The 25646-nt window shown below is 61.6% G+C and carries 24 protein-coding genes; 8 read left to right on the top strand and 16 right to left on the bottom strand.

All coding sequences use genetic code 11. The features are described 5' to 3' along the window. Nucleotides 1–103: 103 nt before the first annotated feature. Entirely contained in the window at nucleotides 104–2080 is a 1977-nt protein-coding gene (locus WDU96_RS04175; RefSeq protein ID WP_337337226.1) for a BCCT family transporter, read from the top strand. 51 nt (nucleotides 2081–2131) lie between these two features. On the opposite strand, the gene WDU96_RS04170 is transcribed toward WDU96_RS04175, so the two are convergent. The 11 genes from WDU96_RS04170 to WDU96_RS04120 all read right to left on the bottom strand — a co-directional run bounded on the left by WDU96_RS04170 (nucleotide 2132) and on the right by WDU96_RS04120 (nucleotide 14892). Continuing rightward, nucleotides 2132–3607 carry an FGGY-family carbohydrate kinase gene (locus WDU96_RS04170; RefSeq protein WP_337337225.1) on the bottom strand — a complete coding sequence of 492 codons (1476 nt, stop codon included), beginning with the start codon at nucleotides 3605–3607 and terminating at the stop codon, nucleotides 2132–2134. A 26-nt stretch (nucleotides 3608–3633) separates the two neighbouring features. Continuing rightward, complete coding sequence (locus WDU96_RS04165) at nucleotides 3634–4437, bottom strand: BtpA family protein (protein WP_337337224.1); 804 nt, start codon at nucleotides 4435–4437, stop codon at nucleotides 3634–3636. Between the two features lie 42 nt (nucleotides 4438–4479). Further along, nucleotides 4480–5283 carry a DeoR/GlpR family DNA-binding transcription regulator gene (locus WDU96_RS04160; protein WP_337337223.1) on the bottom strand — a complete coding sequence of 268 codons (804 nt, stop codon included), beginning with the start codon at nucleotides 5281–5283 and terminating at the stop codon, nucleotides 4480–4482. Then, a complete protein-coding gene (locus WDU96_RS04155; RefSeq protein WP_337337222.1) occupies nucleotides 5270–6622 on the bottom strand; it encodes an amidohydrolase family protein in 1353 nt (450 codons plus the stop codon). The genes WDU96_RS04160 and WDU96_RS04155 overlap by 14 nt, the downstream gene beginning before the upstream one ends. Next, nucleotides 6619–8154, bottom strand: coding sequence for an ABC transporter ATP-binding protein (locus tag WDU96_RS04150; protein ID WP_337337221.1), 1536 nt, complete (start codon nucleotides 8152–8154; stop codon nucleotides 6619–6621). Before WDU96_RS04150 ends, WDU96_RS04155 begins: the two co-directional genes overlap by 4 nt. 31 nt (nucleotides 8155–8185) lie before the next feature. Then, nucleotides 8186–9277: a BMP family ABC transporter substrate-binding protein gene (locus WDU96_RS04145; RefSeq protein ID WP_337337220.1), complete on the bottom strand. Its 1092-nt coding sequence runs from the start codon at nucleotides 9275–9277 to the stop codon at nucleotides 8186–8188. Between the two features lie 26 nt (nucleotides 9278–9303). Beyond that, nucleotides 9304–10371 (bottom strand): ABC transporter permease, encoded by a 1068-nt coding sequence (locus WDU96_RS04140; RefSeq protein ID WP_337337219.1) that lies wholly within the window; start codon nucleotides 10369–10371, stop codon nucleotides 9304–9306. Then, nucleotides 10368–11483, bottom strand: a complete 1116-nt coding sequence (locus tag WDU96_RS04135; RefSeq protein ID WP_337337218.1) for an ABC transporter permease — start codon at nucleotides 11481–11483, stop codon at nucleotides 10368–10370. Before WDU96_RS04135 ends, WDU96_RS04140 begins: the two co-directional genes overlap by 4 nt. 123 nt (nucleotides 11484–11606) lie before the next feature. Then, nucleotides 11607–12683: a HupE/UreJ family protein gene (locus WDU96_RS04130; protein WP_337337217.1), complete on the bottom strand. Its 1077-nt coding sequence runs from the start codon at nucleotides 12681–12683 to the stop codon at nucleotides 11607–11609. Between the two features lie 45 nt (nucleotides 12684–12728). Then, on the bottom strand, nucleotides 12729–13799 hold the full coding sequence (locus WDU96_RS04125) for a YHYH protein (RefSeq protein ID WP_337337216.1): 1071 nt from the start codon (nucleotides 13797–13799) through the stop codon (nucleotides 12729–12731). A gap of 34 nt (nucleotides 13800–13833) precedes the next feature. Further along, nucleotides 13834–14892, bottom strand: coding sequence for a YHYH protein (locus WDU96_RS04120; protein ID WP_337337215.1), 1059 nt, complete (start codon nucleotides 14890–14892; stop codon nucleotides 13834–13836). Between the two features lie 77 nt (nucleotides 14893–14969). Between WDU96_RS04120 and WDU96_RS04115 the strand changes: the two genes are divergently transcribed. The 5 genes from WDU96_RS04115 (at nucleotide 14970) to WDU96_RS04095 (ending at nucleotide 18544) form a co-directional block, all read left to right on the top strand. Next, nucleotides 14970–15677: a response regulator transcription factor gene (locus WDU96_RS04115; RefSeq protein WP_337337214.1), complete on the top strand. Its 708-nt coding sequence runs from the start codon at nucleotides 14970–14972 to the stop codon at nucleotides 15675–15677. Next, nucleotides 15674–17155, top strand: a complete 1482-nt coding sequence (locus WDU96_RS04110) for a sensor histidine kinase (protein ID WP_337337213.1) — start codon at nucleotides 15674–15676, stop codon at nucleotides 17153–17155. Before WDU96_RS04115 ends, WDU96_RS04110 begins: the two co-directional genes overlap by 4 nt. Nucleotides 17156–17269: 114 nt before the next feature. Next, on the top strand, nucleotides 17270–17650 hold the full coding sequence (locus tag WDU96_RS04105) for an SHOCT domain-containing protein (RefSeq protein ID WP_337337212.1): 381 nt from the start codon (nucleotides 17270–17272) through the stop codon (nucleotides 17648–17650). A 113-nt stretch (nucleotides 17651–17763) separates the two neighbouring features. Next, the gene (locus WDU96_RS04100; protein WP_337337211.1) at nucleotides 17764–18183 is read left to right on the top strand and encodes a DUF6325 family protein; all 420 of its coding nucleotides are present in this window, start codon (nucleotides 17764–17766) and stop codon (nucleotides 18181–18183) included. Nucleotides 18184–18193: 10 nt separating this feature from the next. Continuing rightward, on the top strand, nucleotides 18194–18544 hold the full coding sequence (locus WDU96_RS04095) for an SHOCT domain-containing protein (protein ID WP_337337210.1): 351 nt from the start codon (nucleotides 18194–18196) through the stop codon (nucleotides 18542–18544). A gap of 55 nt (nucleotides 18545–18599) precedes the next feature. On the opposite strand, the gene glsA is transcribed toward WDU96_RS04095, so the two are convergent. Next, complete coding sequence (glsA, locus tag WDU96_RS04090) at nucleotides 18600–19565, bottom strand: glutaminase A (protein ID WP_337337209.1); 966 nt, start codon at nucleotides 19563–19565, stop codon at nucleotides 18600–18602. Between the two features lie 181 nt (nucleotides 19566–19746). Between glsA and WDU96_RS04085 the strand changes: the two genes are divergently transcribed. Next, the gene (locus WDU96_RS04085; protein ID WP_337337208.1) at nucleotides 19747–20058 is read left to right on the top strand and encodes a carboxymuconolactone decarboxylase family protein; all 312 of its coding nucleotides are present in this window, start codon (nucleotides 19747–19749) and stop codon (nucleotides 20056–20058) included. A gap of 20 nt (nucleotides 20059–20078) precedes the next feature. On the opposite strand, the gene WDU96_RS04080 is transcribed toward WDU96_RS04085, so the two are convergent. Both WDU96_RS04080 and WDU96_RS04075 read right to left on the bottom strand, forming a co-directional pair. Beyond that, on the bottom strand, nucleotides 20079–22319 hold the full coding sequence (locus tag WDU96_RS04080; RefSeq protein ID WP_337337207.1) for a helix-turn-helix transcriptional regulator: 2241 nt from the start codon (nucleotides 22317–22319) through the stop codon (nucleotides 20079–20081). A gap of 70 nt (nucleotides 22320–22389) precedes the next feature. Continuing rightward, nucleotides 22390–23325, bottom strand: coding sequence for an ion transporter (locus WDU96_RS04075; RefSeq protein WP_337337206.1), 936 nt, complete (start codon nucleotides 23323–23325; stop codon nucleotides 22390–22392). Between the two features lie 113 nt (nucleotides 23326–23438). Between WDU96_RS04075 and WDU96_RS04070 the strand changes: the two genes are divergently transcribed. Then, the gene (locus tag WDU96_RS04070) at nucleotides 23439–23657 is read left to right on the top strand and encodes a three-helix bundle dimerization domain-containing protein (RefSeq protein WP_337337205.1); all 219 of its coding nucleotides are present in this window, start codon (nucleotides 23439–23441) and stop codon (nucleotides 23655–23657) included. Between the two features lie 3 nt (nucleotides 23658–23660). Here the strand turns inward: WDU96_RS04070 and WDU96_RS04065 are convergent, their stop codons facing one another. Together WDU96_RS04065 and WDU96_RS04060 are read right to left on the bottom strand one after the other, a co-directional pair. Next, nucleotides 23661–24947, bottom strand: a complete 1287-nt coding sequence (locus WDU96_RS04065; protein ID WP_337337204.1) for a cation:proton antiporter — start codon at nucleotides 24945–24947, stop codon at nucleotides 23661–23663. Nucleotides 24948–25041: 94 nt separating this feature from the next. Continuing rightward, nucleotides 25042–25602, bottom strand: a complete 561-nt coding sequence (locus WDU96_RS04060) for a histidine phosphatase family protein (protein WP_337337203.1) — start codon at nucleotides 25600–25602, stop codon at nucleotides 25042–25044. Nucleotides 25603–25646 lie beyond the last annotated feature (44 nt).

The raw sequence follows: 25646 nt of genomic DNA, 5'->3' as shown, positions 1-25646 counted from the left end.
TGGAGCATTCACAGCGTTCTGTAAGGTAGAGCGAACGATTCACGACGAATGAAACGAACTAGTCGTAGTCCCGCCAAGTGGGACACGCAGAGGAGACACGTCGATGACCGCACCAAGTGGCTCTGATACGCCTAAAAAGGCAGACCCCAAGAAGATTCTCAAAGAGGTGACTCACCCCGCACTTATTCCGGGAATCGGCGTCGAAGACACCCCCCGACAGTTCAGCACCAACTGGGCGGTATTCGGAATCGCTGGCGTCATGGTGCTGGGCGTGGTGATCTGGGGATTCGCCGCTCCCGACAGCATCAGCGCCGTTGGGTCGGCATCGCTGACCTGGGTGACGACGAACTTCGGCTGGCTGTTCTCAACACTCGCCATGGTGACCATCGTGTTCATGTTCATCGTCGGTTACGGCCGTACGGGTGGCATCCGCCTCGGCGCCGATAATGAGGCGCCCGAGTTCTCCACCGTCTCGTGGATTGCGATGCTGTTCTCGGCAGGCATGGGTATTGGCCTCCTCTTCTGGGGCTCGGCTGAACCGCTTTACTACTTCAACAATGTGCCGCCCGGCTTCGACGCGGAACCGGGCTCTGAAGCAGCAATGCTCGACGCGCTCTCGCAGTCGATCCTGCACTGGGGACCGTTCGCGTGGGCTTTCTACGCTCTCGTGGGTGGGGCTATCGCATACGCCGCGTACCGTCGTGGGCGACGCCCACTCATCTCGGCCATCTTCCAGCCGATCTTCGGTGAGAAGACCGACGGCCCGCTCGGCGCCGCAATCGACGTGTTCGCGATTATCGTGACGCTATTCGGAACCGGCGTCACCCTCGGCATGGGAACGCTTCAGATCGCCAGCGGCGTGGAGTTCGTGACGGGGGCCGGACCGCTCGGCAACAGCGCAATCATCATCATCATTACGGTGCTGACCGCCGCATTCGTCGTGTCTGCTGTCTCGGGAATCAAGCGAGGCATTCGCGCGCTGTCGAACATCAACATGGTGCTGGCAGGCATCATCGGTCTGTTTGTCTTCATCGTGGGCCCGACGCTGTTCTTGCTGAATATCATCCCCGCCAGCGTGCCAGCCTTCATCAACGACATGTGGACGATGCTCATGCGCAACCCCGCGCAGGGCGAAGACGCCGCCGCCTTCATGGCGAGCTGGACGAACTATTACTGGGCATGGTGGATCTCGTGGACGCCTTTCGTCGGTATGTTCATCGCGAAGATCTCACGCGGTCGCACCCTGCGACAGTTCGTAACCGTCGTGATCATTGTGCCGTCGGCCGTGTGTATCGTCTGGTTCGGCATCATGGGCGGCACCGCGATGCTGATGGAGCTGCAGGGGTTGGGCATCAGCGAAGCCGGCGGCTCACAGGCCGTGCTGTTCGCCATGCTGTCGAACCTGCCGTTCGGTGGTGTCGTTTCCGTCATCGCCATGATCTCGATCGTGCTGTTCTTCGTAACGTCGGCTGACTCGGCTGCCATCGTCATGGGCTCGATGAGCCAGCGAGGCAAGCCGGAGCCTTCGACGTGGGTGACCATCACCTGGGGTCTCTTGCTCGGCGCAGCAGCGCTCGCTCTCCTCTTGGCAGGCGGCGAGACTGCACTGTCTGGATTGCAATCGATCATGGTCGTGACGGCACTGCCGTTCGCCATGATCGTCATCGGCATCATGTTCGCGTGGGGCCGAGAACTGCAGACCGACCCGTATATGTTGCGCCGTCGCTATGCGAGGGCCGCGATCGCTCAGGGTGTTCGCCTTGGTATTGCAGAGCACGGCGACGACTTCGTCTTCGGCTCCACCGAAGTGGGCGCCGACGAGGGCGCGGGAGCCGGATTCGATTCCGAAGACCCGGCACTCACCGAGTGGTACGACACCGCAACCGGTCAAATTGCAGTGGTCACCGCCGACGACGTGCGCCGCACGCTGGAGCCGGGCCGTATTGAGCCCAAGGGCCCAGAGGACCCGCGTCACACAGCGTCGGGTGATGCATCGCTAACGGTTGGCGAAAACCGACGCGCAGAGCGCGAGCAGCGTAAGCGCGAGAAGAACGAGCAGAGCGAGAAAGACAAAGAGTAGCCAAATAGGTCGGGGTGGGGCGCACACTAGGTGCGCCCCACCCCGACCTATTCAGCGTCGCGCGAGAGCATGCATCGTGGGCGCTGTGAGGTCTCCCAATGAGGTCCACAATCCGAACGCCTCGTCGTAGCGATTGATCAGCTCGGCGACCGGATCGATAGTTTCGCCCTCTTCAATGAGTTCGAGCGGCGCATGCCAGTCAGCGAAGGCGGCTGTGCCCCTTCCCGCCGCGAACGCAGCGCCCAGCGATGCTCCGGGATGGTTGCGAACGGTGCGCAGCGGCACCCCCAGCACCGAGGCATGAATCTGCTTCCAAAGCAGCGATGTCGCGCCGCCGTTCGTGACCGTCGCCTGATCCATAGCGATTCCGCGCCCTCGCATGACGTCGGCGTTGTGCCTGAATCCGAATGCGATGCCTTCAAGAGCACTGCGGTACAGATCGACGGCGTCGTGCCCGAGATGCATCCCTGCGAAGACTCCCCGAAGGTCAGGATCATTGCGCGGACTCTTCTCGCCGAGAAAGTAGGGCAGGCACAGAACCTCTGCCGCTCGTCGGTCGGTCGCTTCAGCATCCATCGCCGACAGGTCAGCAATACTGAGTAGTTTCTGCACCCAGCGAACCAAGCTGCCGCTCGTTGCCATACAACCATTGGGCAGCCAAAGACCTGAGACAGGATGCCGATCGAGAAAGAACCGCTCGTCGACGATCGGCGCGTCTGCTACCGCGAGGATGTCGCCGGCGCCACCGAGCTTCACCAGCCAGTCGCCTGGGGCGACAAGTCCCGCACAGTAGGCAGACAGCACGTGGTCGGCTCCACCCGTGACTAGCGGGATTCCACGAGCAAGCCCGACCCGATCTGCCACACGCGGATCAAGTTCGCCTACAAGCTGCCCCGGGTCGATGACGGGGGGTAGTCGCTCAGCAAGACCCCGGACCTGGTCGTTAACCGCCGGGAAGGGGTGCCCGTCGAAATCGAATAGACCAGACTCCAGTGCCCAGTTGGACTCAACGTGGATCTGCGCACCGAGCGCAGCGAGGATCCAATCATACGAACCAACTACCCACCGGGTCTTTGCCCAGGTGTCGGGCTCATGCTGAGCCAACCACATCGCCTTTGGCGCCACGGACTGCTGGCTAGGAACTGATCCAGTAGCGTCGAGAAGATTGGAACCAGTCGTCGCCCCTGCGATTCGGTCGACCTCTGCGCCAGCGCGTGCATCGTTCTGGAGAATGGCGTTGCGCAGGGGGTTGCCCGCTACATCAAGACAGACGACCGCAGGCACCATTCCTGTCGTCGCGATCGCCGTGACGCTGCGGCCGCCCGCGACGGTCGCCAGCTCGGCAAGCGTTTCGAGCACATTCGACAGCCACATGCCGGGGTCGGCTTCAGCCCAGCCAGCGTGTGTCGATGTCAAAGCATTGGCTCGGGATGACTGCGCGATGATCCCCCTGCCCACGTCAACGAGCACGGATTTCACACCGGTTGTGCCGATATCAATTCCGATGACCAGCTGTGAGTCAGTCACGTTCTCTCCTGATCGTCGGCCGCCATTCAGGAGCGTGCTGCGTCGACAAAGCGTCGCGCGCGGTCACGATCCACGGCGTTCCAAGTATCGCCGTCGATCTTCAACGAAGATCCGACGATACAACCGTCGGCAATCGTGAGCATCTCAGCGATGCTTTCCGCTCGCGCTCCCGTGTTCAATAGAACAGGTGTCTCTTCAGGCACGGCGGCTCGCACATCGCGCAACAGTGTGGTCGATGGACCAGCGCCGGCCATTGGTCCCGACACCAATATGCCGTCGGCCAAGGATGAAACCACCGTCGACTTGGCAATCTGCGAAAACGTTCTGTTCCCGATAGGCGAAGCGAACTCGGGTGAGATGTTCATCAGGATCGCAATGTCGCTGGCGTCGAGGCGACGACGTTCACGCAATGTCTCGGCCGCATCGGTGTTCCATAGGCCCATATCGGACTCCCATACTCCCGTAACCACCTCACGCATGAAGGATGCGCCCGTGGCAACCGCGGTTGCGAGCGCGATGCTCGGGTCCCACAAATAGTCGACCCCGAAAGGAATCGATGATGGCCGGCATTCGGTGACCACACGTGCCATGACAGCCGCCGCTTCTGGACCTGCCTTGAGCTGGTACGGCCGGTCATTCTCGTTGCAGAACATCACGGCATCGAATCCCGCCTCCACGAGAACCTCAACGTCGCGCGTCACCTGAGCTACCAGCCCATCAACGCCTTCGGCTGCGTTGTAGAGCGGGGTGCCTGGCAGTGCAGGCACGTGGGCCATAGCGATGAGAGGTTTGGTCTGTGCCGGGAAAACGGCGCGAAAAAGCGAGGACATGCGACTCCTAGGTTTAGAGAGAGGAAAGTGTGCGAAATGCGATCAGCCGAGAGCGCTTGAGCCAGGCGGCGTGGATTCCGCCTCGGCGAAAGTGATGTTGGCCCCCTGCTCGCGCAGCTCCACGATCGTGGGGTGCTCGGGAGACGCATCGGTGACGACAACTTCTACGTCACTAATCGGCGCGACGCTGACGAGGTGCGTACGACCGAACTTGGCCTCGTCCGCACCGACAATGATTCGACGAGCAACTGCCGCTGCGGCTCGTTTCACGGCGGCTTCTTGGGGGTGATACTCCGTCAAACCGCGGACAGGGTCTATACCTGAGATGCCAGCGATATAGGTGTCGCAGTTGTACTGAGAGAGAAACCGCTCTGCCTCTGGCCCGATGAGGCTGAGCTCGCCGGGACGGACGAGTCCACCGGTCAAAATCACTGTGGTGTCCGGTTCATCGGCAAGGATCGATGCAACCGTCAGAGAGGGCGTCACCACGATCAGTCCCAGGCCTCGCCCTTGGATCGCATGCGCGACGGAAGCGACCGTCGACCCGCTGTCCAGGATGACCGACTCGCCGGGAGATAGGAGATTGACGATGGTGGTAGCAATATGCGCCTTCGGCCCCGCAGCTCGCCCAGCGCGTGCGCCGTAGGAAGGTTCAAATGCCGTGCCACCGTGTGCGATCGCTCCACCTGAGATTCGTCGCACGACTCCGGCACTGCTCAACGCCTCGATGTCGCGTCGGACAGTCATCTCGCTCACGCCGAACTGCAAAGCAAGTTGCGCAAACTGAACCTCGCCGTCGCGAATAACCAAGTCTTCGATCGCGCCGCGTCGCTCATTGACGTCCATGGTCTGCCCCACCTGCCATCCGCCCTACGAGCACATCGTAGTCACGCTGCTGCTGCTCTCGTTGCCCCTTGAGGTCAATGGTAAGGAGCTGCTTGTCTCGCATCAGCCACCGCCCCGCCACCATTGTGTCGGTGACAGATGCTCCGCTCGTGCCATACACGAGTGCGGCTTCGAGGCTCTGGGCGCCAATCGGTCCTCTCGCGATCTCGCGAAGAGGCAAAGCGATCAGATCCGCAACAGCGCCAGGTGCGAGAGCACCATCAACCGCGGCGCCGCCCAGTGCCTTGTGACCGTTGCGCGTCGCGATGCGCAGAATCTCATCGGGTGTCACGTTGTTCGGCGTGCGCGACGTGAAGGCGGCGAGTTTACCCAGCATGCGCATCTCTTCGAACAGGTCGACGTTGGTGTTGTTGCACACGTTGTCGCTACCGAGAGTCACGTTCACGCCTTGATCGATCGCATCCCGAACTGGAGCAGCTGGCGCGCCCGATTGCATGGCCACCGAGGGGATCAATGCCATAGAAGCTCGGGTTCCCGCGAGCAGACTCAGCTCTTCAACCGGCACCGTGTTGCAGTGCGCGAGGATGGTGGGCACGTCGAGCATCTGCATCTCAACCAGCTTGCGCAGTGACGACACCCCGTAGTGTTCGTCGCAGTATTCATCTTCTTCGCTTGATGTCGAATAATGAGCGTGCATGCCCACTCCGAACCTCTCGGCGAGATCACGCGCGGCGAGCATCGCCTCCGGTTGATTGTCGACGAAGAAAGCGTGCGGACCGACCCAGCCGCGAACAAGATCCGAGGTGCCGCTCATCGCTGACACAAACTCGGCCGTCGATCGAAGCTCTCGGGCACGCGCGGCATCATCACCGAGTTCGACGATTCCCCAAGCGATGGCGGCGCGCAGGCCTGACTTGATCACGGTCGGCGCTATCTCATCTGCATAGAAGTACTGATCGGCAAACGATGTGGTGCCGTGGTGAATGAAATCGGCGCAGCTGACAGCCACCGACGCTGGTACGAGCTCGGGAGTGAGGTGCGCTTCACGATTGCGCAAGACTCCCAGAAACCCCTCCATCGACAGCAGGGAGTGGCCCTGCGCGACACCGCGCATCAGCGACATCGGCGTGTGGGCATGTGTGTTCACGAGCCCGGGCATCACGAGAGCGTCCCCCAGATCGCTGACATGCGAACCTGTGGGTCGCGATCCCACCAGCTGGCGCGCATCGACGATGACACCATTCTCAATCTCGATGGCCCCGGGCGAAAGCACCCGGCCGTCGCCGGTCCAGACCACGTCGGCAACAACAACTCGTGGTGGCTCCTGCTGTGTTTTCACGATGCATCCTCTCCGCTAGCCATAATTCTTCCCACTCGCTCACGTGTCATCTGCTCGCGAGGAAACGGACCGACGAGCTTTCCGCGGTACATGACCGCGATGCGATGCGAGAGAGCAAAGATCTCATCGAGCTCGGTAGAAACAAGCAGTACACCTGCTCCGTCGGCGCACGCATCTAGGAGCACGCTGTGTACGAACTCGATCGATCCGACATCCAAGCCACGCGTCGGCTGATTGGCGAGAACAATCGACGGGCGGCCGGCCAGTTCGCGGCCGATGACGATCTTCTGAAGGTTGCCGCCTGAGAGCGACGCGACGCTCCGCGTCGGGGCGGCACCACGCACCTCGTAGTCCGAGATGAGCTTCTCAGCGAATCGGCGCCGCGCGCGGCGTTTGATCACGCCGAATCTGCTGAACATGCGAGAGCGAAATGCGGTGGCGGCGGCATTTTCTTCGAGGGTTGCTTGCACGTTGAGACCAACATGCATGCGATCGGCGGCGATATGGGCGACGCCGGCATCGCGGATTCGCGCGGGTCGCGCATTGGTCAGATCTTGGCCGCGCACACTCACTTTTCCGGAGTCGAGCGCACGCAACCCTGCGAGCGCTTCAATCAGCTCATCCTGACCGTTTCCGCTCACGCCTGCCACGCCCACGACTTGTTGCTTGTGCAGGTCGAATGAGATTCCTGAATCTCCTGTGTCGCCGACTCCTGGCAGCCGCACGTCTTCGACGTGAAGCACGACATCGCCCGAGGCTTCGCGAGGTGGCGCCGTGTGAAGTTGCACTTCTCGCCCCACCATGAGGCGAGCCAATTCCGCGTCGTCCGCTTCACCTCGGCGAAGATTCGCCACCACTTTTCCTTGACGCATGACGATGATTCGGTCTGCGACGGCCTGCACTTCGGGCAGCTTGTGCGAGATGAACAAAACCGCACGTCCGGTGTCTGCCAGACGGCGCATCATCAAGACCAGGTCATCGGCTTCTGCGGGAGTGAGCACGGCCGTCGGCTCGTCGAAAATGAGAAGCCGCGCGTCTGCCGCCAGCGCTTTTAGAATCTCGACCCGCTGCTGTGCGCCTATCGTCAGGCTGCCGACTCGCTGAGTCGGCGAAAGGTCAAGCCCAGACTCGGCTGCCAGCTCGGCAACCCGCTCATTTGCCGCGCGATCGTCATAGAAGCCCGCACGCGCTGGTTCCCGCCCCAGAAGCACGTTCTGCGCGACGGTGAAGCTCGGAACGAGCTCAAAATGCTGATGCACCATACCCAGACCCATGTCGATGGCGTCTTGCGGGCTTTTGATATCGCGCTGCTGACCATCGACGAGAACGGTTCCGGCATCAGCTGGATGAACTCCGAAGAGGAGATTCATCAGAGTGCTTTTGCCCGTTCCGTTCTCGCCGATGATCGCAACGACTTCACCCGGCCAAACCTCGAGCGACACATCTGCGACAGCAAGCACGCCGGAGGAAGCGAAGTACTTGCGCATTCCACGTAGCTCGAGTCGTGGTGCGTCTGCTGAGGTCTGGCTCATGGGTGAATTCCTAACCGGCCGGGGGCGCCAGTCAGCCTTCCAACCCGAGCGCGGCGCATGCGTCGCTGCTCGGATCGTTGAGTGCGTCGCACACTTCGAGGTCGCCAGCGAGGATCTGCTCAGTGAGATCTGCAATCTCGACTTCGAGGTCGGGGAGCTGGGCGGTCAACGTCGCGGGGCCTTCGTCAGCAAAAACCGTCGAGCCGTCGTCCCACGACAGACCTGTGACACCGTCTGCCATGCCCGCGGCAACGAAACCTGCTGTGAAATCGCCGTTGAGCGCCGCGTCGACGAGGTTGTAAGTCGTCATATCGACCCGCTTCATCACTGACACGATCACACTGCCAGGGGCGTCTGCATCCTGATTCGAGTCCACACCGATTGCGTACGTTCCTTCTTGCTCGGCTGCGGTAAACACGCCTTGGCCGGAGAGACCCGCTACGGCGAAGACGATGTCGTTGCCGTCCTGATACAGCGCGAGAGCTGCTTCCTGCCCGACAGAAGGGTCAGCAAACTCCCCGTTCAGATAGGTGGGCGTGACGACGCAATCAGCGCAGGCGGCGAGCACGCCCTGCTCGAATCCGTAGAAGAACTGGTTCAGACCCGGGTTGTCGATGCCCAAAACTGCGCCGACCTTCTTGGTCTCCGTGAGCGATCCCGCGACATACCCGCCGAGGAAGCTGGATTCGTGCACGTTGATTGCGAAGGCCTGCACGTTGTCGGGAAGTTCGTCGACGTAGATATCGCTGGGCACACCGAACAGCTGGTCGGGGTTCTCTTCAGCAACGGCCAACAGCGAATCTGGATCGAGACCCGGGGCAAGGATGATGTCAGGCTGAGTGGCGACTGTCGAGCGCAATACTGACTCTTGCTGTGAGACTGATTCGGCCTCGACGACTCGACCGGTCACGCCAAGTTCAGACTCTGCCAGCACAGTTCCTGCGATCGCGGAGTCAATGAAACCGCCGTCACCCGCAGCGCCGGGTGTGACAAGAGCGTAGGTGAAGGTCTCTTCGTTGGCATCGGCTGTCTCGTCGGATGACGTGGAGCATCCGGCGAGCGCGATGACTGCGGTAAGAGCGAGCGCGAGGCCCGCAGTAGATCGTGTTCGGGTGATTGACATTTGTACCTCCTGGTTGGTGGTGCAGTTCAGTGGTGCATCGGGGTGGAGCGTGACGGGGAGCTCTCGTCGGGTGGCGATTCGGGGGAATGGTCTCTGGGCACCTGTTTGTCGTTGGACGATGCTTCGGCAGACGATGCTTCGTCGGGCGGCCGCAGACGGCGGCGGGGTAGTGCGAGCGGAATCTTGGAGTTGCGCGACCACAGTCGGAGTAAGCGCCCGCGCGATTTGGCTTGCAGACCGACAATCACCAGCGCCACGAAGGCTGCTCCTTGGGGGATGAACTGGGTGAGGTTGGACGGAACGTCAAACTGCTGCAAACGAATGCTCGCCGCGCTGGCCAGGCCGAAGAGACCTGCGGCGGGAATGAGAAGCGCGGGCTTGTTCAACGCGAGCAAAGCCGCGGTAATGCCGATCCAGCCTCGATCACCGCTCATGTTTCGCGTGAAGAGGCCCAGTTCACCCACCGACAGGTAGGCGCCGCCGAGGCCAGCGATTGCCCCCGCAGCGATCAAGGTACGCAGCTGTGCGCGATCGACCTTCAGCCCAGCGCTTGCTGCAGCCCCAGGCGCCTCCCCGACAGCGAGCAGATGACGACCACGACGGGTGCGAAACCAGATCGCGATCAGAAGCACAAGAAAGAATGCGCTGTATGCGAGCCAGTTGAGTCGACTGAGCAGGCTGTCGAGCAACGGGAAGGCTTCGACAAACGGCAGGACGATCGTGGGCAACGTCTCAATATCGGGCTTGAAAGTGCCTACACCGCCCAGGTATGAGCGCATCAGAAACACGGTGAGCTGCAAGACCAAGATGTTCAGTCCAATGGCCAGAACCACCAGGTCTACACCGAAGCGGTGCGCGAACGCCATGATGACACCGATTACCGCGCCGGCAGCGGCCGCCGCGACGACTCCAATGAAGGTGTTCTCGGTGCCGGCCGCGACGAGAATCCCCACGAATGCGCCGATGAGCACCTTCGACTCGATTGCGAGGTTGAGAATCCCGGCGCGCGCCGACAACATCGACGCGATCGCCGCGAACAGAATCGGAACGGTAAGGCGAATGCCGGAGTTGAGGAAGTCCGCCAACATGATCATTGTGAGCTCCCGACCATCACGGTTCCGCGCGATGTTCCGCTGCGCCTGTTCGCCCGCCGTTTGTCGATAGCACGCTGAATCCTCAGCAATAGCGGGGCTTGGATAGCGACCAGCACGATCATCATGGCGAGCACGGTCGAGCCGATCTCGCGGGGCACACCCAGCGCGATCTGCAATCCGTTCACAGCGCCGACGGTGATTCCGGCGTAGAACACACCGACGATGCCCGCACCGATGGCAGTCGTTCCGCCAAGGATGGCCGCGGTAAGGCCCGTGAACCCCGTCCCGTCGCTGAATCCTTCGATCACGCGATAGTTGGAACCGATCACTTGGACACCACCACCGATGCCTGCGAGGGCACCGCCGATAAGGCCCGCTCTCAGCACGCTCGCGGTAGCCGACATACCGGTGTATCGGGCGAACAACGTCGCCTCGCCGCTCATGCGCTGCTCGTACCCGCGCGTCGTGCGCGACAGGTAGAACCAAACCAGGCCACAGGCGATAACAGCGAGCACGAACGCGAGTCCGAACTTGGTGGACACGTCCCATACGGGCAACTTCGCTTCGTCGCGGATCGTCTGCGTGTAACCCACTGTCGAAGCTTCCGCGCGAAGCGGGTAGTTCACTAAGAAATCGACCAGCAGGCCCGCCATCGCGTTCAACACGATGGTGATGATCAGTTCATTGACGCCGAGATAGACCTTGAGTATCGCTGGAATCACACCCCAAGCGGCGCCGACCAACGCCGCAGCGAGCAGGCACAGAATCGGGCTGAGCACCGCGGGCGCCGGAATCGAGTAGCCGATCACAGCACCGGCAAGTCCGCCCAGCGCGTATTGCCCCTCCTGCCCAATGCTGAACAGCCCGCTTCGCAGGCTGACAACCGCACCGAGCGCACAGAAGATGATGGGGCTGGCTAGCGCAAGGGTTCCTGCGAGCGAGCAATGCGTTGACGAGCAGCTGAACCCCGCTTGGATCACCGTTCCAGCAGCGTCAAACGGCGAGACGCCCAGCGTCGATACGAGTAGGCCGCCAAAGACGAGCGCAATTACCACCGCGCCTACAGGCAGAGCCAGGCGTAGTGCGCCTCGCTCGATGCTGTCGCGGTCCACGTGTGCTCCCTGAGATCGAATCACCCGTTGGGCGACTGTTTCACAAAGCATGTGACTTGAATGTTGCTAATTCACATTCGAACAGTTTCTTGGATGTTACAAATTCACATGAATGACGGATCGTCACACCGGCAGAACGCGTGTGACCGTCCAATAGAGGCCGACCAAACCGACTGCGACGCAGACCGCAATTCGCACATACTCAAGCTGTCGGGGCAAGAGCCAGCCCAGAAGCGCGTAAACCGCGAGCACGATTGCCACAACCGCCAGTTGCGCGACGTCAATGCCGAGGTTGAACATCAGCAGCGCCACAATGTGGTTTTGGGTCGCGAGGCCCAACCGTGCCAGGCTCGACGCGAAGCCGAGCCCGTGCACGAGCCCGATCACACCGGCGATCCACCACGGATGCTTGCCCAGCCTGCCCAGCGCGGCGAGCGCTGCGACGGCCACGATCGATAGCGCAATCGCGGGCTCAACTATCTCGGCGGGCACCGGAAAGATCTCAAAATACGCCAAACACAGGCTGATCGCGTGTCCCACGGTGAACGCCGTCACAAGCTTCACCACCCGCCACATGGTTGAACGATCGACGCGCGCGCCAACCACGCCCAGTGCAAGCACAATCAGGAACAGCGCGTGGTCAAGGCCCAGCCGAATGTGCTCAATACCTTGGAAGAAGAAGGATGCTGCGGTCGCCCACCCATCAAGCGTGAAGGTCACGGCACCGTCATCGCTCAAGTGCCCGATAACCAGCTCGTCGTTTTGCGAAACCACGACACTGTTGGTCGGTGAGGTGAACTGCCACACGACCTCAAGTTGCGCAACATCTTCGTCGCCAAACTCTGCCGTAGCGAACGCAAGTCCGATGTACTCAGAAGCAACGACCGACTCGTCTGCGCCGAGCCCAGCACCAATGATCTCGACCGCACCACCGTTGACGGTGAGCTCGACGTTGTCTTTGACAATCGATACCAGGTTCTCGGCAAGCGCTGACTGCTGCGCGCCGATCTCTGACTGATCGATCAGCCCGTCACCAGACGTGTCTTCGAGGCCCACGTCTTCGAACGCGACGAGTCCCGTTCCAACGATTCTTCCGTCCTCGACGGCGAGCGTGAGGGCGATGGTTCCATCGTGCGCTGCCGCAGGAGAGGCGATCGTGAGGAGCCCCAGGAGCATCGCCACACCGATCAGTACCGACACACCACGGCTTCTCGTCGTGGGCTCAGTATGAAACGAATTCACCTATCAGCCGTTCCCACCGGGAGGCCCGCCGCCGTCGTCGGGGCCGCCGCCTTCGCCGTCAGGTAACGCGATGTTGTCGCCGTCAGGACTCGACAGCTTGCCGTCGGCTGCCGCACCAACCCGGCACAGCGGCAGGTTGGGCGAGTCATACGACAGGTGATAGTGGTACACCTCACCGAACTCATCCGTGTCTGAGACGTGTCCGCCACAGGCATCGAGATCGCTCGGCACCGCACCGTCTTCTTCTGGCCCGTAGATGACGTAGCCATCAAACGCGAGTCCGATCGAGGCCTCTACTTCTTGGGTGACGTCGCAGATGAGGCCGGTGTCGGCGTCATCGAGGTTCGTCTGGATCGACTCAGCACCGAAATGCCAGTGGTAGTAGCCGCTCGGGTCAATATGTCCGCCACACGCGTCCAACGCGGGTAGACCACCACGGTCTGCGACAGAGGGCGCATCACCAAAGATCGTGACACCGTCGAACGCAAGCCCGATCTGCGAGATCTCAGTGAGGTCTACCGGCTCATCAAGCAGCTCCGGCGCCGTAGGAATCAACACTTGCAGGTGGTACGAGCCATCGGGGGTCGCTTCCAAGCAAGAGTTCTCAGTTGCAGTCTCTGAGGGCGCGGCAGGGTCAGAGATCGAGATGTTGCCATCAGCATCCACGAAGTCATAGCCTTGCGCCGACATCATGTCCCAGTACTCGCTGTCGAGTGCGTAAAGTCCGGGATCATCTCCGTCCCAGACCCAGATCCCGCCAATGTCACTGGTGGTCGCTGGGCAGTACGGTCCGTCTGTTTCGACCGTGGACGGCAGGCTCGCGACCTCGAACTGGTAGCACGTCGTGTCGGTGCCGTTTTCGAGCGTGCAGTCGACGGTGGTGGCTTCACTGGTGAGGGCGTCATCGCCAAACAGGCTGATCAGCTCGACCTGCGTGGACTCAGGAGTCTCAACCGTGACGGACTCGGAGTCCGAGGTCTGCGTCGAAGCATCCGTATTCTCGGCTGCACACGACGCCAATAGCAACGCCGAACAGGCAATCGGAACGAGCAGAAGTTTTGAAGAAAGCTTCATTGTTGATCCCTTGGGTTGCAATCAGGCGTCAGCGCTAGTCGTTGGGTCCACCGGCGGGCGGCCCGCCAGCGCCCTCTTCGTTAGCGACTACCTGACCGACAAAGCACTCGATGACGAGATTCTCTTCGATGGCATTGGCGTGGTAGTGATACCCCTCGGCCTCGGTGGTATGCCCGTTGCATTCGTCCAACTCAACGGACTCGAGCTGCTCTTCGGTGTAGGGGCTGAAGACCGGGTAACCATCCATGGCATAGCCGAACTGTCCGGTTTCGTCTTCGCTGGCGGACTCGACTTCTGAGCATCCGGCCGCACCATGCAGGTGATAGCCCTCAAATGGGTTGTAGTGTCCGCCGCAGTCGTCGAACGCGGCGATCGTGTACGCGCCGAGGATTGCGTCGACTGGAGCCGACAACGCAATCACGACGCCATCAAGGGTCACCCCGAGGTTGCCCTGCGTTGACGACGCTGCGGACGCGGCGACGGGTTCCGCCGGGATCGTCACGGTCGTTTCGATAGGCTCGCTGTTGTCGAGAAAGTCGATGCTGCCCTCGATGCAGTAGTTCTGGTATTCCGGATCGACGTCCGGCCGAGCGGCTGCCTCGAAGGCCTCGATAGTTTCGGTTACATACACGTTGCCGTCTTCGTCATACATCTGCCAGCCGCTGCCGTACAGATCTGCAAGACCAGCGATGAACTCGCCATCGAGATCGTAAACGTCTTCCCCATCGAACCAGATACCCGCATCGTCAGCACTCGTTGTAATGGTGTCTGGACAGAATGGGCCGGTCTCATAGGTGCTCGGGTAGCCCGAGATCGTGAACTCGTAGCACGTGGTTTCGGTGCCTTCGCTGAGGGTGCAGTCAACTAGCTCAGGCTCGCCGACGATCGCGTCGTCGGCGAAGAGCGTGAGGTCAATGCCGGTCGGAGCGACAACGGTTTCGGTGGCAGTGTCGCTTGCTTCTGACGTGGCAGACGACGACGAAGAGGCTTCTTCTTCGCTCGCCGCACATGAAGCAGCAAGAAGTGCCACAGTGGCCGCAAGACCTGCGACGAGGAGTGTGCGGGAGACCCGGCGTGAGCGAGAGAGCATCATGCCCACAGCATGCCGCTTGGTGCTGTGGCGACGCTGTGGCTGTGCTCCTCGTGATTGCACTTGCTAGGTTCAAACCCGTGACCAGTGAAACCTCTGCAACGCTTCGCCATCGCGTTCTGGTCGTTGAAGACAACGAAGCGATCAGCGACGTCGTCGTGACCGCGCTGCAATTTCAAGGTCACACCGTTTCGCACTCGGGCGACGGATTCGATGCACTGACACAACTGCGAGCCCAACCAGTCGACCTGATTGTGCTCGATGTCATGCTCCCGGGGTTCGACGGATTCGAAGTCTGCAGGCGACTTCGCTCAGCTGGCACAGATACCCCGATTCTGTTCCTCAGTGCTCGCGCTGATGCCGACGATCGCATTCGAGGATTCGCGACCGGCGGCGATGATTACCTCACCAAGCCGTTCACGGTCGACGAGTTGGTCTTTCGGGTGGCGGCAATACTGCGTCGCAGCTATCCCTCGCCTGCCCACGGCCTGCTGCAGGTGGGATCTCTGACACTCGATCCAGCAGCGTACGAAGTACGCCGAGCCGGAGTGCTGGCTGATCTTTCGGCCACTGAGCATCGCCTGCTGCAGTACCTCATGGAGAACCGTGGCGTCGTGGTGTCGAAGTCCCAGATCTTGGCCGAAGTCTGGGGAGAAGATTTCACGGGCAGCGAGAACGTTGTTGAGCTGTTCATCGGCTATCTGCGTCGCAAAGTTGATGACGGGCACCCGCCGCTCATACATACCCGGCGGGGCGTGGGCTATGTTCTGCGCGAGGGGCCACGGTGAGAAGGCTTTCTCTGCGATGGATGCTGCTGATCCCGATCGTCACCACCATCACCTTCGGCTTCATCGCTTTCGCGCTCTTTGTCGACGCTAGTGAGCGCTCACAGCGGCTCGATGAAATCGACCGCGAGCTCTCTCGCGCCGAGCTCACGCCGCTCTCAGCATTCGCCCCGATTGATCCCAACGCACCGCTCGAACAAGGCGACCCATCATCGACTCCCCCGCTCCGTCCCACCGATGCTGCTGAGTTGTCTGATGATGCACTGCCCGTGCAGCTCGTAATGACCAGTGGCGGCGAACTGCTCGCTCAGCGGGGTGGAGTGAATCCCTTCTCGGCCGAAACGTTGACACAACTCGCCACCGAGCCGTTCGGCAGCACGCTCAGCACCGACGGATACCGAGTGCTGGTGTCACAGGAGAATGACGAACTGACACGAGTCACAGCCCTCTCGCTCAGCAGCTTCGACGCGGCCATCACGAGCTTGCGACAGGCGTTGCTCGTCGGGGGAATCGTGATCGTGATGCTTGAGGCAACAATCGTCTGGGTTGTCGCGGGGCGCCTTTCCCGACCGCTCACTGAGACCACGGCCGCAGTGAGTCGCATCGCGGCCGGTGAGCTTAACACCGTGATCAAACCGTCGGAGGGATCCCGGGAGATCGCCGAGCTCACGGCAGACCTAGGCCGCATGGTTGATCACCTGCGCGCGGCGATCGCAGCGCGGGAACAATCGACGAGCGACGCGACCCAGGCGCGCGACGATATGCGCCGACTTCTCGCCGATGTGTCACATGAGATTCGAACCCCTCTGACAGCGCTCAAGGGGTACGCCGACCTCTATGCGCAAGGCATGTTGGCCGACTCAGAAGCTCTCGATCGAGCGATGTCGCGCGTAGGCGATGAGAGCATCCGTCTCAACGAACTGGTGACCTCGATGATGCGCCTTGCGCGAGACGACAGCCCCCTGGCCGCCGAACACGAAGAAGTAGACCTCGCGGTGCTCACGTCCAACGTTGTCGATGACTTGCGCGCAGCTTTCCCTGAGCGCACCATCGAGGCGCACTTCGGCAACCCGCCATCAGCACGAGTGTCAGGCACCCCGGGCAGACTCCATCAAGCGCTACTGAATCTTGGCGCCAACGCGTGCAGCCACACGCCCCCGACTAGCCCCGTATCAATCACTGTTGCGCAGGCGAACGACATCGTTCTCGTTTCGGTTGTCGATCATGGGCCCGGCGTTCCCCTCGCGGAGCGCGAGAAGATCTTCTTGCCCTTCTACCGTTCGGATCCGTCGCGCACACGCCTGCACCACGACGGGGCTGGTCTCGGGCTTGCGGTGACCCAGCAGATCGCGGCGGAACATCGCGGGTTCGTGTCGGTTCATGAAACCGCCGGCGGCGGCGCGACCTTTGAGCTAGAGCTCCCCCTAGCCGAAGCCGACGCCGACGCCGACGCCGACGCCGACGCTAGTCACGCACGCTGACACCGACATGCGCGGCGATATCATCCCATCCGCATGACGCGCATCGCACCGCGCGCTCGTAGCGTGAACAATGCATCCACTATGCGGTGCGCCCAAACTTGAAAGGTTTTGCTTATGAGCATCTGGGACTTCTTCGTCTGGTTCTTTTGGATCTACATCTTCATCACGTGCATCTGGATCTTCATCACGGTCTTCGTCGACATCTTCCGCGACCACACTCTCAACGGGTGGGGCAAGACGCTGTGGATCATCTTCTTGGTCGTGTTGCCGTTCCTTGGTGCGTTCGTGTACCTGATCGCTCGCGGCCGCAGCATGGGCGAACGCCAGATGAAGCAGTCGCGCGATGCTCAGGCAGCATCCGCCGAATACATCCGCAGCGTCGCTGCCCCGACGTCACCGTCGGCTGAAATCGAGTCGGCCAAGAAGCTGCTCGACTCGGGAGCGATCACGCAGGCAGAGTTTGACTCGCTGAAGACTCGCGCGCTCGCAAGCTAGGCACCATCATCCGGTCGGGCATGAGACATCACCCCGACCGGATGATGACAAAATCATGAATCGGGCGGATGCTGAAGAGTGTCCACAACCGCTGACCTACGGAGGTCTCGCCCATGACCACATTCGACTACGGCCCGATCGAGTTCTACACGATCGGATTCGATGGCGATCGGCCGGGTCCGGCCGTTCTGCAAGCGATCGATGACCTCGTCGCATCGGGCACCGTGAACCTGCTTGATCTGATTTTCGCGACGCGCGATGCTAATGGTGATCTCACCATCGCCGAGATCACCGACACCACCGACGATGCGGGTGTTCCGGCCCTCGATCTCGCCGGTTTGGCGAGCGAGGAAGACATCGAAGCGCTGGCCGACGCGGTTCCTGCGGGCGCGTCCGCCGCGATCCTCGTCGTAGAACTGCTGTGGGCAAAGTCGTTCGCGGCGACTCTTTACGACGCTGGCGGTTTCGTCGTGAGTCGGCAGGGCATCCCCGCTCCCCTCGTAAACGCGTACCTGTCCGAACACCTCGATTGAAGGAGACACCATGTTGCGAAGAGGTCGTCCAGGCCTGATTGGCATGGCAGCGCGCACGGCGGTTGTCGCTGGCACCGCCACGGCAGTATCAGGCGGCATGCGCTCCCGCCAAGCCAACAAAGCCAACCAAGCCGCTGAAGCTCAAGCGTGGGAAGCGCAGCAGCAACAGGCGGCGATGGATGCCGCCGCTGCGCAAGCTGTCGCCAACGCTCAGCCTGCAGCGCCCGCCCCGGCGCCCGCAGCTCCTGCTGGCGGTGGTTCAGACCTCATGGCTGAGCTCACCCAACTTGCCACGCTGCACTCGCAGGGCATTCTGTCGGATTCGGAGTTCGCAGCCGCGAAGGCGAAGCTGCTCGCATAGCGCAGTGCAAAAGTGTGAGCGCCCGATGGTTTGGGCGCTCACACTTTTCGTTGGTCTAGGACGTTGAACGGCTGCGAAACAGCCCGAGTTCCAAAGCCGTGGCGACATCTGCAATGGCTGCTTGAGCGCGCACACTGTTGCCGGCCTCATCGAGAGGCGGCGAGAATGCCGCGATCGCGAGCTCGCCCGGCGCTACGGCAACCACGCCGCCGCCGACACCGCTCTTGCCGGGCAACCCGACTGTGTACGCCCAATCGCCCGAGCGCGTGTACATGCCCTCCATCATCATCTCTGCGAGCAGGTGCGGCACGAGTTCGCTCTCAACGACCCTCGCACCAGATACCGGATTGACGCCGTCAAACGCCAGCGTCGCTCCCATGGTCGCCAGGTCGACCGCCGAGATCATCGTCGAGCACTGCCGCGTGTAGATCTCTACGGCTTCCATGGGATCGCAGTGCATGGCACCGCCGCCGTAAAGCAGCCAGGCGATCGCCCGGTTGTGAAAATTCGTCTGTTGCTCTGAACTATTCACCACCTCGCTCAGTTGCAGATCACGGCCGGTGAACTCGCTCTGCATCTTCAAGATCTGGCGCCAGCGATCTTCTGCGTCCTTTGCCACAACCAGGCTGGTCGACGCCATCGCCCCCGCATTGACCATCGGTGAAAGCGGAAGGTCGCTGTGCATCTCGAGTGCCATCACCGAGTTGAATGCCATGCCCGTGGGGTCAGCGCCCACCTTGGAATGGAACGCGTCGGGGCCGATTTGACTCATCGCAAGAGCCATTGTGGTGAGCTTGGAAATGGACTCGATGGCAAAGTCGACGTGCGAATCGCCTGCGACGTGCACGCTGCCGTCGACGGTGACTACCGCTACCGCGAAGAGTGATGAGTCGACAGATGCGAGGTAAGGGATGTAGCTCGCATTCGCACCGCCGGAGTCTGCGCGGTGCGTCGCGTAGGCCGCCGAAACAGCAGCCGCGATCTCTGTGTTCCTAGGTGAGCGTTCGTCGGCGATCGCCATCAAGTCGTGCTTCCCTTCCCGCTGGGCGGCGCCTGTCTGCGCGCAGCGTTGCTTCACCTCAAACGAGGTGCCAGCCCAGCAAAGCACTAAATGCTCGACGCGACGTCACGCAGAGTGCATGATGCGCCGCTGATGTGAGCGCCGTAGCGTCGAGTCAACGCTAAAAGGGGTGAGGATGCTGATGCCTACGTATCGCGATCGGCTGCGGTCGCTATCAGTGAGCGACCCCGCCGCGGTGAGCAATCACTCGAGGTTGCCTGGTGAGCTGGCGCCGAAAACGCTGGCGCTGGCGCGACTTGCCGCTTTGATCGCGATAGGAGGGGCTGGCGCATCTTTCGGCGAGCACACCGACGCGGCAATCAGCGCCGGCGCGAGCCCTGACGAAATCGTCGACGTACTTGTTGGAGTGAGTGCGGTTGTCGGCGCGCCGAGGGTCGTCGATGCCGCCCCCAAAGTTGCATCAGCACTCGGCTACGACTTAGACGAATCGTAACGAGAACGCTGCGTCGCGGCTCAGGCCCCGAGCAAACCGACCTCGATCGCGCGGTTCACCGCATCCATGCGAGAAGAAACCCCTAGCTTGCGATAGATCGCGCTCACCTCGGTGCTGACGGTGTTGCGCGACACAAACAGTCGAGCGCCAATCTCTGGATACGTCAGGTGAGTTTGAAGGTAGGGCAGTAACCTCAACTCGGCCGGCGTGAGCGGCGGCCCGTTCAGCCCGTCAGACGAATGCGCGTCAAGCCGACGCTTGAATCGGGCGACCTCATCGATCAGCACGCCGAGTTTCGGCCGCTGCGCAATGATGTCGTCGATTTCACGCACGAGGTGGCGCGCCGTCGACACATCGCCCAGCGACACATACATATACGCGGTGTGCAAGCGCAACCTCACCCCGAGGGTCGGCAGCACATGGGTGCAGATAGTGCGCACGCGCATCGCCGAGGCCAGCTCTCGCTGTGCATCCTTCGTGCGACCTTGATGCAGCGCGAACCGCGCAGCCACCGGAAAGACCATGGCCGCGGCGGCATAGTCTTCGAGGTGGTGCTCAGCAACCGTGGTGCGCGCTCGATTCACCGCTGCCTCTGCGGCATCCCACTCCCCCGCTGTCATCGCAATCAACCCGAGCTCCGCATCGCAGATCGCGCCGATCTCTCGATTGCCACCCGTGCGGGCAACCTCAGATGCTTCAGCGAAATGGGCTTTTGCTGCGCCCACATCTCCGAGCGCAAGACGCGCCTCGCCCGCGACGGCTAGCGCAAGATCGCGCCACGGACTCCACGATGGTTCTTGGGCGAGCGCGAAATCGGCATCGCGTCGCGATTGCTCGGGACCGTCAACGCACAGATACGAGCGCAGCATCGCGCGCCCCGAATCAAACGAGGCAGTGCCATCGGCCGGGGTTCCCTCAAACGTCGCGTGCTCGACAAGCGCCGCCCAGCGTTCAGCTTCGCGGGCCTGACCGGTAAGCGCCATGATCCACCCCGCTATGACGGCCATGGGTGGATACTCCGCAATCGCGTCATCGCCCAGCACCGACAACCAGCGTTGCACGGTGGCAACCTGACCTGATTCGTAGGTCGGCAACATAAGTTGCGCGGTGACCTGCACCGCGCGGGCAACCTCTTCTGCTTCTAACAGATGCTCTACTGCGCGCGCTGGCGAGCCATGATTCTCGTGCCAATCCGCGGCGCGCGCGTGCAGGTGAGCGGCTTGTCCTGGTTCGAGGCGATCAAGCTCGCTGAGCAAGAACTCCTGAAACAGCGCGTGATAGCGAAACCATTGCCGCCGACGATCCAAACGGATCAGAAATAGACCGGATGCCTCAAGCTCAAGCAATTTCGCCTGTGAAGACGACTCGTTCAGCACGTAGTCACAGAGCGACGCAGACATCCTCGCGAGCACGGCGGTTCGACGCAGGAACTGTTGGATCGGCTCGGATAGCGAGGCGAGCGTGGTGCGGTACAGATAGTCCGCAATGGTGAGGTCGTCTCCGGTGATTGCGGCGACATTCCCCCCGTCACGCGAAACAATCGCTGCCAGTTGCATGCCCACCGGCCAGCCCTCAGTGCGCAGCACGACCTCTCGCGACTCGTGCGGCGAGAGTTCAACCCGCGATGCCGCAAACACCTGCGTTGCGCCCGAGGCGTCAAGCGCCAAACTTTCCATACCGACCTCGACGACATCGTCATCGGCTCGCAGCCAGGCAACGTGCGGTTGTTCGTGTCGGCTTGCCGAGACGAACAGCGACCCCTCGGGCATGTTGCTGATGATCACGCTCAACACGTCATGACAGTCGGGTGATGCCAACTCGTGCAGGTCGTCAATCATCAGCACGAATGGCCTGTCGCTGTTTCGAAGCACAGCACCAACCAAGGGAGCCGATCGACCCAACGCGGCCGTTCCGCGACCTTGAACATCGGCGATGAGCCGGGGGTCGCCGCCGACCGAGCCGACAAACGCCGAGATGATCAGGGCGAGAAGCGTCCCCGGGTCATCGTCGTACCGATCAAGCGATACCCATGCCACCGGCCGTTTCTCAATCGCTGCCCACTCCGCGAGCAAGCTCGACTTGCCGTAGCCAGCTGGCGCCGACACTGCAACCGCGCGCACGCGCGCAGTGCGCACCCGCTCGATAAGCTCACGCCGACTGACGAGTCCCGCGCGCGGCATCGGCACGTTCAGCTTTGTGCTCAGCAACAACGCGTCGAGATCTTCACCCCGCGCGGCATCCCCTGTTCGCAGAATCGACACCATAGGAGCCTAGGGCCTTTGCGCAAACGGCACGCAACCGCAGTGGCGCCTCCGCCGATCTGGTGCCACCTCAGCCACGCGCCGCGAGAAGTTCACGAAGCTCAGCCAGCGCTGCTTCAGACTGGCTGAGCAGCTGCCGCACCCGCTCGTCGCTGTCACCCGCATCGGATGCATCGGGACCACCAGCTCGCATGCCCGCCGCGACCGCGCCAGAAGTTGCACCCCCGGCGACGCCGCGGGCGGTTGCGGAGCTCTCATCGGGCTCGGCTGTTTCGGCATCGTCAGTCTTTTCACTGGCAGCATCAGTCTCAGAGTCCTCGTCGGCCCGCGCTCCGAGAAATGCGTTTGCGAGATAACCGGTGAACGTACCGAAAATACCCACACCCACGATGATGATGAGCACGCCGATCATGCGGCCCACCTCACTCACCGGGTACTGGTCGCCGTAGCCGACCGTCGAGATGGTGACAACCGTGTACCAAAGCGCATCCGACGCGCTCGTGATGTTCGCGCCCTCGACATCGTGTTCCGCAGCGAGAATGGCGAGGCTGCCGAACTGCAGCACGAAAACGCCCATGAGCAGCAAGGTCATCAAGGCGCTATCGGCGCGATCCTTCACCAGGGTGCGCAGCACCGTGCGTCCGCCCAGTTCGCGCAGCAGTCGAGCGACGCGCACCAAGCGGAAGACGCGAAGGATCTTCAGCTGCGGCAACGGCAAGCTAGCAAGCAGATCCGCCCAACCGAAGTATCGAAAGAAGTACGACGACGCTGACTTCGCTGTGGCGATGCGATAGATGAAGTCACCGAGAAAGATCACGCTGAACAGCGCGTTCATGACATTCAGCACGGTGCGCATTGCAACATCGTCAGCGAGCGCGTACACCAGCACGATGTTCACTATCGAAAGCAGCGAAAGAACACCGATGAAGATCTCGTATGCGGTGTCTTTCAACTCGCTGCGTGCGCCTTCACGACGCTCTTGTTGGCTCTGTCTGCTCGCTTTCATGCGACCAAGTCTGGACGAACTCGCGCTGTTCTGACGATCCGTGCGCCACGGATACCCGCAAAAGACACCAAGAAATTCGAGCCGATCGAGCGATCATCAGCGAAAATAGCTATATGAGCTGCATCAATCCCGCGAGCGAGTACGAGGCCCTGTTGTACCTCGCGCAGCGTCTTGAGCTGCGCTTTCCGTATCTTGATGAGGCCGAGATACTGGCCCTTATCGCCGAAGAGCTTGAGCCATTCAGCAGCGTGAAGATGCGCTACTACGTGCCTCTGCTGGTCGAGCACAATCTCCTTCAGCGGTTGCGGCGCACGCCCTTGCTCGTTGCCTGAGCATCACGCTTGACCGATCCCAGAAGCACCGGGAATCTCACGGCGCCGCCGCGGCACAATAGTCGAGACCGACTCTGCAGCATCCGGAGTTCGAGACGAGTGAGCCGAGTACCAACGGTGGTACGCGGCCACGAGCGGCACCGATGACAATCCATGCAACAGGATGCTGAGCGCAACCGTCACGACGACGGTCGTGAGCACAACTTCGGCCTCGGGCACTCCCCTTTCCAGCGCGATAAGGGCGAACACCAGTGACGCCAGCCCGCGCGGACCGAACCAGCCGATGAACGCGACCGTCTGCACGCGCGCGCCCCGACCGGCGAGCGCGATCGCAACCGGCAGCATGCGCACGACGGTGAGACTCAGGATCGCGTAGACGACGACCTGCCACGTGATGTGCGGAATGGCGAGCGACAGCGCCAGTGCGCCGAAGGCGATCCAGGTGATCGCGGCCAAGAGATCGCCCGCCTGTTCGGCAAGCATGCTGACCACCGAGCGCACAGGCCCCACCGTGTAGCCAAAGGTGATTCCACCGACAAACGCGGCGATGAACACGCTGCCCCCCAATTGGAACGCGATCGCGTATGACAGCAACGCTGAAACCAATGCGAGAATCTGGCGCCACTCTGGGGCGATCCAGCCTTGCCGATCACCCAGGCGGAACAGCAGTCCGCCGAAGAGACCGGCGACGAGTCCTGCCGCCACGCCCCAGCCGATCTGCAGGGTCATATTTGTGAATACGGCAGTCGTGAAGCCGGTTTCGAGCTCTGCGTTGGCAATCGCAAGCGCTACCAGGAAGAAGGGCACACCGAGACCGTCGTTGAGCCCGCTCTCGACATCGAGCGCCTGGCGTACGCGTGGCGGCACCGCGGTGTCTGAGATCACTTTCTGTCCGAGCGCGGCGTCGGTCGGCGCCAGCATGGTCGCAAGCAGAAAGGCCGAAGCAACGGCTATGCCCGGGAAGACGACGAGTCCGACGCCGAACCCAACCAGGATCGACAGAGGCAGGCCAATCAACAGCAGTCGAGTCGGCCAGCTCAGTTGGCTACGCAGGGCACGCAGGTTCAATCGGGTGGCGTCACTGAACAACAACAGCGCGAGGCCGACCTCGGCGATGCGTTCGGCTGCGAGAGCTTCGACCCGAAGATCGAGAACTTGAGGAAGCAGCAGGGTGACGATGAACCCGACCACCATAAAGAAGAGCGCGGAAGTGATCCCCCGGCGATCCAGCGGGGATGACACCGCGCTCCACACAATGATGATGACGAGCACTGTTGTCACCGCGACCATACCGACTCCGCCCCTGAACCTTTTCCCGGGTTCAGTATTGCGCAGTGCGAGAGATCCTCTTCCACTGGCGCAAGTCCTAACCAGCCGCCAGTCCTCAGGTGTTCCAGCGGATCACCGCTGCTGATTCCTTCTCGTACCCCAAGATCGAGACGCTGGCGACCTCGAGGGGAAAGCTCTGCCCGAACACCAGTGGAAAATCCAACCAAGTGAGCGCCAGTACGCGAAGCGCATGGCCATGGGCGAAGCAGATTGCCTTGTCGACACCCGACTCGCGAACGCGAGTCATCACCCTCGTGAGCCGGGCTCGCACCTGGTCCTGAGATTCGCCGCCCTGGCAGCCGTTGAACCAAATTCGCCAGCCGTGATGGAGCTCGCGTATCTGATTGCTCGTCATGCCTTCGAAGTCGCCGTAGAACCACTCAGCCAGATCGTCATCGATCTGAGGATCGGCGAACCCCGCCAGTTCGGCGGTGCGACGCGCGCGCAAGCGTGGGCTGGACAACACCAGCCCAAACTCGTCGGGACTCAGGCGCGAACGCAATGAGTGCGCCTGCTCGACGCCTCGATTGGTGAGATCGAGATCGGTCACCGACGTGTGCCTGCCCGATTTGCTCCACTCCGTCTCTCCGTGGCGGACCAAATAGAGCTCTGTCATGCGGGTACTCCCTCGTTCGGCAAGATCGCGTGCAGCTACGCTAG

This window comes from Microbacterium marmarense, assembly GCF_037204165.1.
GTDB classification, from domain to species: domain Bacteria; phylum Actinomycetota; class Actinomycetes; order Actinomycetales; family Microbacteriaceae; genus Microbacterium; species Microbacterium marmarense.
The sequence above is the reverse complement of the archived record's forward strand: the minus strand, read 5'-3'. Positions and strand labels throughout refer to the sequence as shown.